Source organism: Pseudolabrys sp. Root1462, assembly GCF_001426945.1.
Classification (GTDB): domain Bacteria; phylum Pseudomonadota; class Alphaproteobacteria; order Rhizobiales; family Xanthobacteraceae; genus Pseudolabrys.
Genome location: NZ_LMFS01000001.1, coordinates 2,510,626 through 2,523,960, shown reverse-complemented (window position 1 = coordinate 2,523,960; position 13,335 = coordinate 2,510,626). Strand labels below are relative to the sequence as shown.

Here is a 13,335-nt window from a genome sequence, read left to right as displayed (position 1 = left end):
ACGGATGGCTTCCACGTGGGATGCCGCGGCCTATTTGAAGCGCGCGGAAGAGGCGGCGTCGCATGTCGCCGGTATCGACGGGACCGCGCCAATGCGCCCGGTCGAGAATGTCGGCGTCATCGGCGCGGGCACCATGGGCAGCGGCATCGCCATGGTGTTCGCCAACGCCGGCTTTGCCGTGACGCTGGTCGAGCGTGACGAAGGCGCCCTGGCAAAAGGCCTCGCGCGGATACGCGAAGTCTATGAACGCGCCCAGGCCAAGGGCACTTTGTCCGCAGCCGAATTGACGGCTCGGCTGGATCGCATCGCCGGCGCTACCGATCTCTCGGCGCTGGGCCAGGCCGATCTCATTATCGAAGCCGTATTCGAGGACATGGACGTGAAGGCCGACATTTTCACGCGTCTCGATCGCCTCGCCCGGCCGGGCGCCATCCTTGCCACCAACACTTCCGCGCTCGACGTTGACGCCATCGCCGCCGTCACCAAACGGCCGCAGGACGTCATCGGCCTTCACTTCTTCAGCCCGGCGCATGTCATGCGCCTGCTCGAGATCGTGCGTGGCATCAAGACCGACGCGTCGGTGCTGGCGACGGCGATCGCGCTCGCCAAACGCGTTGGCAAAGTCGGCGTCACCGTGGGTGTCTGCGACGGCTTCTGCGCCAACCGCATGCTTTATCCTTATCTTCGCCAGGTCGATTGCCTGATGGAGGAGGGCGCGCTGCCGCAGGATATCGATCGCGTGCTCACTGGTTTCGGCCTCGCTATGGGGCCCTGCGCCATGCTCGACATGGCGGGACAGGATGTCGCCTGGTTCGTTCGTCAGCGGCAATTGAAAAACTGGCCGGCCAATATGCGCTACTCGCGGCTCGCCGACCTGCTTTACGAACGTGGCCGTCTTGGCAGTAAATCCGGCGCCGGCTGGTATCGCTACCCGTCCGGCCCGCGCTCGGCCGAGCCCGACCCGGAGGTCGAGCGGATGATTGTCGAGGAAGCGAAGCATCTCGGCATAACGCGGCGGACAATCAGCGACGACGAGATTCTCGACCGCACCCTCTACGCCCTGGTCAATGAGGGTGCGCGGCTGCTTGGCGAAGGCATCGTCGAACGCGCAAGCGACATCGACCTCTGCTACGTCTACGGCATGGGCTTTCCGGCCGCTCGCGGCGGACCGATGGCCTGGGCCGACAGCGTCGGTCTCAAGCGCGTCTACGACGCGGTGGTGACGTTGCACGCTGCGCATGACGACAACTGGGCGCCCGCGCCGCTGCTGGCGAAGCTGGCGCAGAGCGGTCGTAATTTTTCCGATCTCGACAAAGCGACAGGTGCGGCATGAGTGGACTCAAGGGATTGTTGGATCTTTCCGGCCGCGTTGCGCTGGTCACCGGCGGATCGCGCGGGCTCGGATTGCAGATGGCGGAAGCGCTCGGCGAGTTCGGCGCCGCCGTCGTGCTCACGGCGCGCAAGCAGGACGAACTCGACGTTGCGGTGGCGCATCTGACGAAGCTGGGCGTCAAGGCTTCGGCGATTGCGGTCGATCTCGGCAAGCCGGAGGCGCCGGCGCCGGTCATCGATGCGATCCTGGCGCAGCATGGCCGTCTCGACATTCTCGTCAACAATGCCGGCACCAGCTGGGGTTCTCCGGCCGAGGATCATCCGCGCGAGGCCTGGGACAAGGTGGTCGCGATCAATCTCACGGCTCCGTTCCTTCTGGCGCAAGCGGCCGCGAAGAAGGCCATGATCCCCGCCGGCCGCGGCCGCATCGTCAACATCGCCTCGATCGAAGGTTTCAAAGGTCATCCGCCGCGCATGCCGGGCACCATCGCCTACAACACGACCAAAGGCGGCGTCATCAACATGACGCGGGCGCTGGCGGCCGAGTGGGGCGGTTACGGCATCACCGTCAACGCCATTGCTCCGGGTTATTTCCCGTCCAAGATGACCAAGAATGTCCTCGGTACTTTTGAGCAGGATCTGATTGCGCGCACGCCGCGCGGCCAGCTCGGCGGTGACGAGGATCTCAAGGGCGCCATGTTGCTGTTCGCATCGGACGCGTCGGCGCATGTCACGGGCCAAATTCTCATCGTCGACGGCGGCGCCTCGGTGATCTGATGCCGTTCATCGACCGCACGACCCTCGACTTCCTGGTCTACGACTGGCTTGCCGCCGAGGGTTTGACGACGCACGCGCGTTATTCCGAACACAACCGGGAAACCTTCGACGCCGTCTTCGACCTCAGCGCGCGGCTGGCCGATGAACACTTCGCACCGCATTACAAACTGTCCGATCGGCTCGAGCCGAGACTCGACGGCGAGGCGGTTCATATATTGCCGGAGGTCGGGGAGGCGCTGCGGGCCTACGCGGAGGCCGGACTGTTTGCGGCGACATTCGACGAGTCCCTCGGCGGCGCCCAGATACCCGCGCTGATCCATACTGCCTCGACCGCGATGACCATGGCGGCCAACGTCGCAACCGCCGCCTATCCGATGCTGACGGTTGCCAATGCTCGCCTGCTCACCGTCTTCGGTACGCCGGCCCAGATCGACATCCTGGCGCGACCGCAAATCGAAGGCCGCTGGTTCGGCACGATGTGCCTGTCCGAGCCGCAGGCCGGCTCCTCGCTCGGCGATATAACAACGCGGGCGGTGGCGGACGGCGCCGATGCACTGCTCGGCCCGCGTTATCGCCTGTTCGGCAACAAGATGTGGATCTCCGGCGGCGACCAGGACGCCAGCGAGAACATCGTGCATCTCGTGCTCGCCAAGGTGCCGGGTGACGATGGCCGCCTCGGCGCCGGCCTTGCCGGCATCTCGCTGTTCGCGGTGCCGAAGTTCTTGCCGGCGGCCGATGGCAGTCTGGGCGAAGCCAACGACGTCGTCGTCGCTGGGCTCAATCACAAGATGGGTTATCGCGGCACGGCCAACTGCCTGCTCGCCTTCGGCGAAGGCACGCGGCATCGGCCCGTCAACGCCGCCGGCGCGATCGGCTTTCGCATCGGCAATGTCGGTCAAGGCCTCGCCATCATGTTCCGCATGATGAACGAAGCGCGGATCGCCGTCGGCGTCGGTGCCGCCGCGCTCGCCTGCCGGGGCTATCGTCACGCCCTCGATTATGCGCGCGAGCGGACTCAGGGACGGGTGACGGCTGCGCACAAGAATTCGCCGCCGATGCCGATCGTCGTGCACGCCGATGTGCGCCGGATGCTGCTGGCGCAGAAGGTCTACGCGGAGGGCGCACTCGCGCTGGTGCTCTATTGCGCGCGTCTCGTCGATGAGGAGGCCTCCGCCGCAACCGAAACGGAGCGACACGCCGCCGCGCAGTTGCTCGGTCTGTTGACGCCGATCGGCAAGAGCTGGCCGGCGGAGTTCGGCCTGGTGGCCAACGACCTCGCCATTCAGATTCATGGCGGCTACGGCTACACGCGCGATTTCGACGTCGAGCAGGTCTATCGCGATAACCGCCTCAATCCGATTCATGAGGGCACGCACGGCATTCAGGCCAACGATCTGGTCGGCCGCAAGATCCTGCGCGGCAATGGCGAGGCGCTCGCTCTTCTCGGCGAGCGCATCGAGACGACGCTCGCCGCTTGCACCGAGGATCTGTCCACCGAATGCACGGCGCTGCGCGCGGCCTGGGGCGACGTCAACGACACCGTCGCCGTGCTGCGCGGTGCGTCGGCCGATGCGGCACTCTATAATGCGGCGGCGTTTCTTTCCGCATTCGGCCATATCGTGGTCGCGTGGCTGTGGCTCGACCAGGCGCGCGCGGCGACAGCCGACGTCGCGATGCGCGCGGGCCGCCGGGAGGCGTGCCGATATTTTTTTGCGACGGAGCTGCCGAAGACGCAACAGCAGTTGGCGCTGGTGCGCTCGGGCAACGATATGGCGGTCATGTTTCCTGACGCCTGCTTTTAGGGCAAAAGGCGGATATCCGCGGCGATTTGGCGAATACTTGGAGAAACGGCGATGAACGAAGTCTATGTCGTGTCGGGCGTGCGCACCGCGATCGGGACGTTCGGCGGCAGCCTCAAGGGCGTCCCCGCCACCGAACTGGCGGCGAAGGTGACGGCGGAAGCGCTGCGCCGGTCCGGCGTACCCGCGGCCGAGGTCGGCCATGTCGTCTTCGGCCAGGTGGTGCATACCGGGCCGCGCGACATGTACATCTCCCGCGTCGCCGCCATCGAGGCCGGCCTGCCGGTTGAAACCCCGGCGCTCACGGTCAATCGCCTCTGCGGCTCGGGCCTGCAGGCTGTGGTCTCGGCGGCGCAGAGCATTCGCCTCGGCGATTGCGACATCGCCGTTGCCGGCGGCGCCGAGAACATGTCGCAGGCGCCGTTCCACGCGCCGTCGGTGCGCTGGGGCACGCGAATGGGCAACGCACCGCTCGTCGACATCCTCGACGGCGCGCTCAACGATCCGTTCAACCGCGTCCTGATGGGCGTGACGGCGGAGAATGTCGCCGAACGCCACAAGATCGCACGCGACGAGCAGGACGCGCTGGCGCTGGAAAGCCACCGCCGGGCCTCGCATGCGATCCGTTCCGGTTATTTCAAGGATCAGATCCTCGGCATCGAGATTAAGGGCCGCAAAGGGGCCGAGGTATTCGACACGGATGAGCACACGCGGCACGACGCGGTGGCCGACGACTTCGGCAAGCTGCGCCCGGTCTTCAAGCGCGACGGCGGCAGTGTCACCGCCGGCAATTCATCCGGTATCAATGACGGCGCCGCCGCGCTGGTGCTTGCCAGCGAAGCGGCCGTCAAGCGGCTCGGGCTCAAGCCGATGGCGCGCATGGTCAGCTACGCTCATGCCGGCGTCGAGCCGCTGTTCATGGGGCTCGGTCCGATTCCGGCGACCAAACTGGCGTTGAAAAAGGCGGGTATCGCCGTCGGCGACATCGATGTCATCGAATCCAATGAAGCCTTCGCGGCGCAGGCGTGCGCGGTGTCGCGCGAACTCGGCTTCGATCCGGCCAAGGTCAATCCGAATGGCAGCGGCATCTCGCTCGGCCACCCGGTCGGGGCCACCGGCGCGATCAACACCGTCAAGGCGCTCTACGAACTGGCGCGTACGCAAAAGCAGCGGGCGCTGGTGACGATGTGCATCGGCGGCGGGCAGGGCATCGCGGCGATTTTCGAACGGACGTCGTGAACTGGTCTCGCAGCGCCAATTCGTGCGTCGTCACATGATAGCGCGCTTGGCCACCTTTCGCAGCTCGGCGATCAGGATACGGGTCGGGCGTGACAGGTTGGAGTTCTTCGGCATCAGAACCTGAGCCACCACTTTTGTCCGCGGCTGCACCTTGAGACGTACGAGGCCGTGGTCCCGGTTTTCCATCAGCCAGAACGGATCCACGATGGCAACGCCGGCGCCCGCCCTGGCGAGCGCGCATGCCACGGATGACTGGTTGACCTCGAGCGTAATGCGGCGCGGCACCCCTGCATCGCGGAAGGTCTTTTCGACCAGCATGCCGAGCGGCAGGCTGCGGCTGAACGAGATGAGGGGATAGGATTCCAGATCCTTGGGCGTGACCTGAGTTCGGGCCGCCAGCGGGTTGTCGGGGTGAACGACGCAGACGAGTTCGGCCGAGCAAAGCTCGAAAAGCTGCGCGTCGAAATGCGCCAGCGGCGACAGCACCAGCCCGAAATCGACGTGCTCGTTGATGACGCTGTTCACAACGCTGATGTTGTCCATCGAATGGATGGTGATCTGCACCCCGGGCCGGGTTTGCTTGAACGCAGTCACCGCCGGCGGAAGCAGGTTTTCCGCCAGGGTCGGCGTCGCGGCGATCTGGATCATCCCGACCTTGGTGTCTCTCATGTCCTCGAGCAGCCGCCCGACACGCTCGACGCCGTCGAAGATGCGGTCGAGATCGGTCATCAGCGACGATGTTTCCATCGTCGGCTGAAGCCGGCCCTGCTTGCGCAGAAAGAGAGGAAAGCCGGCGGCGCGTGTGCAGTCGCGCAGCATCATGCTGACCGCCGGCTGCGAAATGCCGAGAGCGCTCGCGGCCCCGATCACCGAGCCATGTCGGCACACAGCCCGCACGACCTGCAATTGGCGGAAACTCAAGGACATAAGAAATACTGATATAGATGTAAGCCGGGGTCAATTGACCTTATTTCCGGGGTCTCTACCTTCGCGCGGCGATCGCAGGAAAGCCCAAGAGGGGCGGGGGCCGAACGACACCTCATGCCGGATTCCGTGAAGATCACTTCGGTGGAAAGCATCGTCGTCGCTTTGCCTTGCGATATGGGCGGTCCGCCGCCGCTTTTTGCCGGCAAGCCGTGGACCCATCTCGAGATCCTGCTGGTCAAGGTCACGACCGACGACGGGCTTGTGGGTTGGGGCGAGGCGTTTGGCCATGCCGCCATCCCGGCGACCAAGGCGGCGCTCGACACCATTGTCGGTCCGCTCGTGATCGGGCGCGATGCCAGCGACATCAATGCGCTGAACCAGAGCATTCTGCATTCGCTTCATTTGCTCGGCCGCAACGGCCCGTTCGTCTTTGCCTATTCCGGCATCGAGATCGCGCTATGGGATCTTCTCGGCAAGCGCTGCGGAAAGCCGCTGTATCAGCTTCTCGGCGGTTCGAAGCGGACTGAGCTCGACGCCTATGCGAGCCTCCTATCCTACGGAAACGTCCCTGAGCTGGTGGCCCGTAACACCGCGGCCGCTTGCGCCAGCGGCTACCGCCACATCAAGCTGCACGAGACCACGCGCGAAAGCGTGCTCGCCTCGAAGGAGGCTGCCCGCGCGAGCAACTCGCGCATCATGCTCGATGTGAATTGCGCCTGGTCGGTACCGGTGGCGCGCGACATGGCCGACGCGCTCGCCGGCGACGACCTGATGTGGCTGGAGGAACCGGTCTGGCCGCCGGAAGACTGCGATGGCCTGAGGCAGGTCCGGGAACGCGGCATCCCGATTTCCGCGGGAGAGAATGTCGCGGGCTTGTTCGGCTTCAAATCGCTGATCGAGGCTGGCGCGATCGATATCGCCCAACCGAGCGTGACAAAGATCGGTGGGATCGGCGAGATGCTGCGCGTCATTAATTACTGTGCCGCGCAGGGCGTCGAGGTGGCGCCGCACAGTCCTTATTTTGGCCCGGGTTTTATCGCGACCCTGCACATCGCCGCCGCTTTGGTCGAGCGGCCGCTGGTCGAGGTGCTGTGGCTCGAGATGGAAGGCAATCCGTTTGGCTCCTGGGTGACCGCCCAGAATGGCAAGATGCAGGTCCCGCAGGGCCCAGGACTGGGCTGCGATCCTGACCCCGATCTTGTAGCGCGTTATTCTTCCGGCGTTGCATCGCCAGTTCCAGTGCAGGTGAAACGATGAAGATCACCCGCGTCGAAACCCGTCCGGTCGTGGTGACGCTGAAAAAGCCGATCGGTACGGCTTTCGGACAGATCAACACCTTCGGCTGCGTTCTCATCTTCGTCCATGGCGACAGCGGCGTGATCGGCGAAAACCTCGTCTTCACGCTCAACAACCGGCGCACCAAAGTGCTGCGCCAGATGATCGACGAACTGGCGGACCTGCTGATCGGCCGCGACGCCGGGCATATCGCCGAGTTTTGGGCGCGCGCCTGGAAGGACATCAATTTCCTCGGCCACAAGGGCGTGCCGGTGGTCGGCATATCTGCGCTCGACGGCGCCCTCTGGGATGCGCTCGGCAAGACCGTCAATCTGCCGCTCTATCGGCTGCTCGGCGGCGCGCAGGACAAGGTGCCGGCCTATCACAGCGGCGGGCTGTGGCTGACCAGTACGGTGGATGAACTGGTGGCCGAAGCCGAGAGTTTCGTGTCGGCCGGGTTCAAGGCGATGAAGATGCGGATTGGCGCGGCCGATCCGGTCACCGACGCGGCGCGGGTGCGCGCGGTGCGCCAGGCGATCGGTCCAAAAATTCGCCTGATGGCGGACGCCAATCAGCAACTCAACGAAAACCAGGCGATCCGGCTCGGCCGGATGCTGGAGGAGTTCGACCTCACGTGGTTCGAGGAGCCGCTGCCGGCCTGGGATCTTGACGGGTTGGCGCGCGTCTCGGCGGCGCTCGATACGCCGATCGCCAGCGGCGAGACCGAATACACGCGCTATGGCTTCCGCCGCATGCTCGAATTGCGTTCGGCGGACATCCTGATGCCGGACCTGCAGCGTGCCGGTGGCGTCAGCGAGTTCATGCGGGCGGGGCACATGGCGGAAAGCCATGACGTGCCCGTGTCCAGCCATCTGTTTCCGGAAACCAGCATTCAGGTGCTGGGCGGCCTCTCGAACGCGATCTATCTCGAATACATGCCCTGGTTCTCCGAACTGTATCGGGAGCAGCTCGAGTTCAAGGACGGCAACGCGATCGTGCCCGAGCGTCCGGGATGGGGCTTTACGTTCGATATGGATCATGTCGCGAGGCTGCAAAGCTGAGGCCTCGATCGTCGAAGCGACAAATTAAAAACGATGAACAGAAAAATGAAAGGGAGGTAGTCATGAAAATCACTCGCCGCGAATTCACCAAAGGTACGGCGGCCGCCGCTGGCGCCGCTGCTCTCGGGCTTGCGAGCCCGGCCATCGCTCAATCCGGTCCGATCCGCATCGGCTGGCTTGCGGCATTGACCGGTGCAAGCTCGGCGCCCGCCATCGGCTTCGATCGTGGTGTCAAGTTCGCCACCGAGACGATCAACGCCGCCGGCGGCGTCAAGGGGCGCAAGATCGAGATCATTACCCGCGACACGCAAGGCGACCCGACAAAGGCCGTCAACGCCACGCAGGAGATGATCAGCCAGTTGAAGGTCGATGCGGTCTGGGGTCCGACGAACTCCGGTGAATCGCTCGCGATCACGCCGATCATGTCGCGGGCGAAAATGCCGAATATTCATCCTTGCGTGATCGACAGCCTGATCGACGCGCAGAAATTCCCCAACGCATTCCGCATTGCCCCGTCGAACTCGCAATGGGACGACGCCGTCCGTCGTTACACGCTGCAGATACTGAAGGCCAAGAAGGTTGCCGTCATCGGCGACACGACGGGCTACGGCGTCGCGGCCCTCAATGCATCGGTGGCCGCGCTCAAGAAGGACGGCGCCGAGGTGGTCTATCAGGCCAATATCGACGCCACCCAGCCGGACATGACGCCCGACATGCTGCGCGCCAAGAATGCCGGTGCGGAAGCCATCGTGGTATGGAGCACGTCGACCGGCATGGATGCGCGCCTGTTCAATACCCGCGCGAACATGGGCTGGGACGTTGCCTTCGTCGGCCATCCATCGATGTCGTCCGGCGAAATCAAGGCGCTGATCGACAAGCCGGCAAACTGGGAAAAGGTCTACGCGGTCGGCTATCGGAGCTGCAGCTACGATGCCAACGGCAAGCTCCCGCCGCACAGCGAGGAATTCGTCTCGAAGCTCAAGGGCAAGACCGAACTCAAGGATACGCTGCTGTGGTGGGTCGCGGGCGGCTACGACGCCGTCACGCTCGTCGCCAAGGCTTTCCAGGAAGGTGCTGCGTCCCACGAGGACATCATCAAGTACTGGAACAGCGTGAAGAACTACCCCGGCTACTTTGGCGAATATACATTCACGCCGACGGAGCATAACGGCTATCCGGGCAAGGATGTTGTGATGTCCGACGCCAGCACGGCGAAAGACGGGACGTTCCGCCTCGCTCCCGGCTACGCATAAGGACATCGACCCGAATGCTCGCGTCCATTCTGGCGTCCGGTCTCGCGGTGGGTGCGGTCTACGCACTCATCGGCGTGACCTACAACACGATGTTCTCGACATCGCGGGTGATGAGCTTCACCGCCGGGCAGCTTGGCATGCTCGGCGGTGTGTTCGGCTCGCTGTTCGTTTTGCGGCTCGGCCTTCCGGTCATCCCGGGGTTGATCGCGACTCTGCTGTGTTGCGCGGTGGTTGGGGTCATCACCGAGATCCTGGCCGTGCGCCCGGTGCTCAAGAGCCTGGACCAGCATCTCTACGTGCTGTCCACGCTGGCGCTTGCGCTGATGGTGCAGCAGATCACGGCCATCGAGTGGAGCACCGAGCCGCAGCCATTCCCGAAGATCTTCGACATCGGACCGGGGTTCCTCGATCAGAAGTTCTGGCTCCCGATCGCCGCCTGCGCGGTGACGATCGTGGGTCTCGAATTCCTTTATCGGCGAACGCTGGTCGGACATGCCTTCGTCGCCATTGCCGAGGACAATTTTGCGGCGCGCGCGCTCGGGCTGCCGGAGCGTAATCTGCGCATGGCAAGCTACGCACTGGCCGCTGCCATCGGCGGCTTTGCCGGATTTGCGGGCGGCCAATTGCTGCTGGCCTTTGTCGCCAACGGCCCGCTTCTCAACTTCTACGGATTCGTTCCGGTCGCACTCGGCGGACTGGGCAACAACCGCGGCGCCGTTGTGGGCGGCCTGGCACTCGGGCTTTTCCAGCAGGCTGCCAACTTCCTCGTCGGCGGCATCTTCTCATCGGTGGCGGTGTTCGTCATGTTCATCGTGGTGCTGCTGGCCGCGCCGCAAGGCCTGTTCGGCTCATCCTCGGCCCGGAGGGTGTGATGAAGGCCGACACGAGCGCCGCCGCAATTCCGGATCGAAAGACCGAGCGGCATTGGCGGGACAGCGCCATTCACGTCTTGCCCTTCCTCGCGATCTTTGGTTTTGCCGCGATCGTCCCCATGGTCACCAACGACTACTGGGCGCTGATCGCCACCCGGGCGGCGATCTACTGGATGCTCGTGTCGGGCCTCAATCTGGTCGTCGGCTTCGCGGGACAACTCGCCATCGGCTATGTCGCGCTCCTGACGCTCGGCGCCTACACCACAAGCGTTCTGGTGAGCGGGAACGTGCTGCCCCCGTTTCCGCTTTTTGCGGCGTTCGGCGTCGCTGCCCTTTTCGGTGCGATTTTCGGTGTGATCGTCGGGCTTCCGGCGTTGCGCCTACGCACTTTCTATTTTGCCATGTCGACGCTCGGCTTCGCGACGATCGTGACGCAGATCGCGCTTGCCTGGCAGAGCGTGACCGGTGGCGGCATCGGCATCGCCGGCCCTGAATTCCCGCCACCGTTCAACACCACCACGGGCTTGTTCTATTTCTGCCTGGGCTGCGCGGTGCTCGGCACCTGGATGACCGCCAATGTCGCGCACAGCCGGTTCGGCCGGGCTCTGATCGCCATCCGCGACGCCGAGGTCGCGACCGAGTCGCTCGGCATCTCCAAGCCGAAGATGCTCGTTTCCATCTTCCTGCTCGCGGGGGCCTTTGCGGCCTTTGCCGGCGGACTGTTCGCGACGCTGCAAACCTACATTACGCCCGATGCGTTCAGCTTCGATCTGTCGGTTCTGTTCTTCATCGCCATTCTGATCGGCGGGCGCGGGTCCATCCTCGGGCCGCTGCTTGGCACCATCATCCTGACCTTGCTGCCGGAATTTGCCGCGCCGCTCGCGGCGTGGTCGACATTCCTCTACGCGGTGCTGCTGCTCGCGGTCGTGCTCGTGGCGCCGGGCGGCATCGCGGCCCTGCTGGATTTCAAGAACCGGCGGCCGCTGCAATCCAATCGCGCCATCATCCCGCGTCCGGCGGTTCTGCCGGAGCTCCTGTCGCGCGAGAGCGCCCATACGACGATTGCATTGCGCGACATCTCGCTCAGCTTCGGCGCGGTCCGGGCCATCGACGGCCTCAATCTCGACATCGTGCCCGCGCGCATTCACGGCCTGATCGGTCCGAACGGCAGCGGCAAGACGACCACCTTGAACGTGATCTCCGGCTATTACGCGCCGCAGAGCGGCACTGTCAGTCTCGGCGATACCGAGCTGCCGCGCGGCAGGCCGGAGACGCGCGCTGAACACGGCATCGCGCGTACGTTTCAGACGCCGCGAACCGTCGGCGAGGCTTCGGTGCTGCAGAATGTCATGATAGGCGGCACGATTGCGGGGCAGGGCACGCTCGTCGAGTCGCTGCTGTCGTTGCCGCGTCACCGCGCCGACGAGCGGATGCTTGAGGAGACCGCGCGCCTGGCCTTGCGCGTCGTCGGACTCGAGAGCCTGGCGTCGGTGCGGGCAGACCGTCTGCAGCACAGCGAGCTGCGCTTCCTCGAAATCGCACGCGCCTTGATGCTCCGCCCGCGATTTCTCATGCTCGACGAGCCGGCGGCCGGGCTTTCCGTGGACGAGATCGCGCGGCTGGGCGGCCTGATCAAGGAGATAAAGGGTCAGGGCGTGGGCGTGCTCCTGGTCGAGCATCATGCCGATCTCATTTTCGATATCTGCGATCAGATCACGGTGCTCAATCTCGGCCGGGTTCTCGCGGCCGGCACGCCGTCGGAGATCCGCCAGCACAAGGAGGTCGTCAGTGCCTATCTCGGCGGCTGAACAACTGATCGAAGTGAAGGACCTTGCGAGCGGCTACGGCAAGATCGGCGTGCTGCATGGTGTCAATCTCGCCATCGGCAAAGGCGAGGTGGTCGCGCTGCTCGGCCCGAACGGCGCCGGCAAGACAACGCTGCTGCGCACGATCTCCGGATTGCTGCCGGCGACCGAGGGCAGCATCCGGCTCGACGGCCGCGAAGTCCGCGGCTCCGATGCGCGTGACATGGTTCGCGCCGGCGTCGCCCACATCATCGAGGGGCATCGCGTCTTCACGCAGCTCAGCGTGACCGACAATCTGTTGCTGGCCGGCTACTACGTGCCGCGCGCAGAGCGCGCTGCGCGCATCGAGGAGGCGCTCGAATACTTTCCCGAGATCGCCCAGAAGCGGCACGAGAAGGGCTCGGCATTGAGCGGCGGCCAGCAGCAGATGCTGGCTGTGGCGCAAGGCCTCGTGCAGCGGCCGCGGCTGCTAATGCTCGATGAGCCTTCAGCGGGTCTGTCGCCGATCCTGGTGGATCGCGTGCTCAGCGTGCTCGGGCGCCTGGCGAAAGCCGGGACGGCGGTGTTGCTGGTCGAGCAACTGATCGAAAAGGCACTGGCGGCGGCGAACCGCGTCTACGCCTTGGCGCAAGGCCGCATCGTTCTCGAGGCGCCAACCAGCGAGCCGAATATTACGGCGCAGCTCGAACGCGCCTATCTCGGCGGCAAGGTTTGAAGCTCGGGCTCGGCTAGCTATCTCAAGCCCATCGTTGTAAAGATCGACCCACAGGTTCCGGGGCAGCGCCATATGTTCCCGCGGCCGGTTCCTTAAGCTCGGTCATGGCGCGGGCAAGCCGATCGGAGCGCTATCTTGTTTGCTAAGTACGTACCGGGCGCGCCATCGGCGCGTCGGATCGGGCGTATTCCTGTACCGGACAATATTAGATTAGCGATTGCGAAGCGCGACAGTTGCATTGCTGTCGTGGCAGGATGGCGTCTCAGCGTCATGCGCAAAC

General features: G+C 64.6%; 11 protein-coding genes. 10 read left to right on the top strand and 1 reads right to left on the bottom strand.

The genetic code is table 11. From position 1 onward, the window contains the following. The first annotated feature begins 4 nt into the window (after window positions 1-4). The 4 genes from ASD45_RS12290 to ASD45_RS12275 are packed head-to-tail and all read left to right on the top strand — an operon-like array spanning window position 5 to window position 5,147. Entirely contained in the window at window positions 5-1,333 is a 1,329-nt protein-coding gene (locus tag ASD45_RS12290; protein WP_056911741.1) for a 3-hydroxyacyl-CoA dehydrogenase, read from the top strand. Further along, entirely contained in the window at window positions 1,330-2,109 is a 780-nt protein-coding gene (locus tag ASD45_RS12285) for an SDR family oxidoreductase (RefSeq protein ID WP_056911740.1), read from the top strand. Before ASD45_RS12290 ends, ASD45_RS12285 begins: the two co-directional genes overlap by 4 nt. Further along, a complete protein-coding gene (locus ASD45_RS12280; RefSeq protein WP_056911739.1) occupies window positions 2,109-3,911 on the top strand; it encodes an acyl-CoA dehydrogenase in 1,803 nt (600 codons plus the stop codon). Before ASD45_RS12285 ends, ASD45_RS12280 begins: the two co-directional genes overlap by 1 nt. Window positions 3,912-3,962: 51 nt before the next feature. After that, window positions 3,963-5,147, top strand: a complete 1,185-nt coding sequence (locus tag ASD45_RS12275) for an acetyl-CoA C-acyltransferase family protein (RefSeq protein ID WP_056911738.1) — start codon at window positions 3,963-3,965, stop codon at window positions 5,145-5,147. Between the two features lie 30 nt (window positions 5,148-5,177). Here the strand turns inward: ASD45_RS12275 and ASD45_RS12270 are convergent, their stop codons facing one another. After that, window positions 5,178-6,074 carry a LysR family transcriptional regulator gene (locus tag ASD45_RS12270; protein WP_056911737.1) on the bottom strand — a complete coding sequence of 299 codons (897 nt, stop codon included), beginning with the start codon at window positions 6,072-6,074 and terminating at the stop codon, window positions 5,178-5,180. A gap of 114 nt (window positions 6,075-6,188) precedes the next feature. On the opposite strand from ASD45_RS12270, the gene ASD45_RS12265 reads away from it, so the two are divergent. From ASD45_RS12265 to ASD45_RS12240, 6 genes are all read left to right on the top strand, one after another. Continuing rightward, the gene (locus tag ASD45_RS12265; protein WP_200949668.1) at window positions 6,189-7,331 is read left to right on the top strand and encodes a mandelate racemase/muconate lactonizing enzyme family protein; all 1,143 of its coding nucleotides are present in this window, start codon (window positions 6,189-6,191) and stop codon (window positions 7,329-7,331) included. Then, window positions 7,328-8,410, top strand: a complete 1,083-nt coding sequence (locus tag ASD45_RS12260; protein ID WP_056911736.1) for a mandelate racemase/muconate lactonizing enzyme family protein — start codon at window positions 7,328-7,330, stop codon at window positions 8,408-8,410. The genes ASD45_RS12265 and ASD45_RS12260 overlap by 4 nt, the downstream gene beginning before the upstream one ends. 62 nt (window positions 8,411-8,472) lie before the next feature. Continuing rightward, the gene (locus tag ASD45_RS12255) at window positions 8,473-9,663 is read left to right on the top strand and encodes an ABC transporter substrate-binding protein (protein ID WP_056911735.1); all 1,191 of its coding nucleotides are present in this window, start codon (window positions 8,473-8,475) and stop codon (window positions 9,661-9,663) included. Between the two features lie 14 nt (window positions 9,664-9,677). Further along, window positions 9,678-10,535 carry a branched-chain amino acid ABC transporter permease gene (locus tag ASD45_RS12250; RefSeq protein WP_056911734.1) on the top strand — a complete coding sequence of 286 codons (858 nt, stop codon included), beginning with the start codon at window positions 9,678-9,680 and terminating at the stop codon, window positions 10,533-10,535. Continuing rightward, on the top strand, window positions 10,535-12,343 hold the full coding sequence (locus ASD45_RS12245; RefSeq protein WP_056911733.1) for a branched-chain amino acid ABC transporter ATP-binding protein/permease: 1,809 nt from the start codon (window positions 10,535-10,537) through the stop codon (window positions 12,341-12,343). The genes ASD45_RS12250 and ASD45_RS12245 overlap by 1 nt, the downstream gene beginning before the upstream one ends. Further along, on the top strand, window positions 12,324-13,055 hold the full coding sequence (locus ASD45_RS12240) for an ABC transporter ATP-binding protein (protein ID WP_056911732.1): 732 nt from the start codon (window positions 12,324-12,326) through the stop codon (window positions 13,053-13,055). The genes ASD45_RS12245 and ASD45_RS12240 overlap by 20 nt, the downstream gene beginning before the upstream one ends. The last annotated feature ends 280 nt before the right edge of the window (window positions 13,056-13,335 follow it).

Bases quoted from the DNA above. Each gene is read 5' to 3' on its own strand.
- ASD45_RS12270 (WP_056911737.1), bottom strand. From the start codon at position 6,074: ATGTCCTTGAGTTTCCGCCAATTGCAGGTCGTGCGGGCTGTGTGCCGA.
- ASD45_RS12265 (WP_200949668.1), top strand. From the start codon at position 6,189: ATGCCGGATTCCGTGAAGATCACTTCGGTGGAAAGCATCGTCGTCGCT.
- ASD45_RS12245 (WP_056911733.1), top strand. From the start codon at position 10,535: ATGAAGGCCGACACGAGCGCCGCCGCAATTCCGGATCGAAAGACCGAG.
- ASD45_RS12255 (WP_056911735.1), top strand. From the start codon at position 8,473: ATGAAAATCACTCGCCGCGAATTCACCAAAGGTACGGCGGCCGCCGCT.
- ASD45_RS12290 (WP_056911741.1), top strand. From the start codon at position 5: ATGGCTTCCACGTGGGATGCCGCGGCCTATTTGAAGCGCGCGGAAGAG.
- ASD45_RS12260 (WP_056911736.1), top strand. From the start codon at position 7,328: ATGAAGATCACCCGCGTCGAAACCCGTCCGGTCGTGGTGACGCTGAAA.
- ASD45_RS12250 (WP_056911734.1), top strand. From the start codon at position 9,678: ATGCTCGCGTCCATTCTGGCGTCCGGTCTCGCGGTGGGTGCGGTCTAC.
- ASD45_RS12285 (WP_056911740.1), top strand. From the start codon at position 1,330: ATGAGTGGACTCAAGGGATTGTTGGATCTTTCCGGCCGCGTTGCGCTG.
- ASD45_RS12275 (WP_056911738.1), top strand. From the start codon at position 3,963: ATGAACGAAGTCTATGTCGTGTCGGGCGTGCGCACCGCGATCGGGACG.
- ASD45_RS12280 (WP_056911739.1), top strand. From the start codon at position 2,109: ATGCCGTTCATCGACCGCACGACCCTCGACTTCCTGGTCTACGACTGG.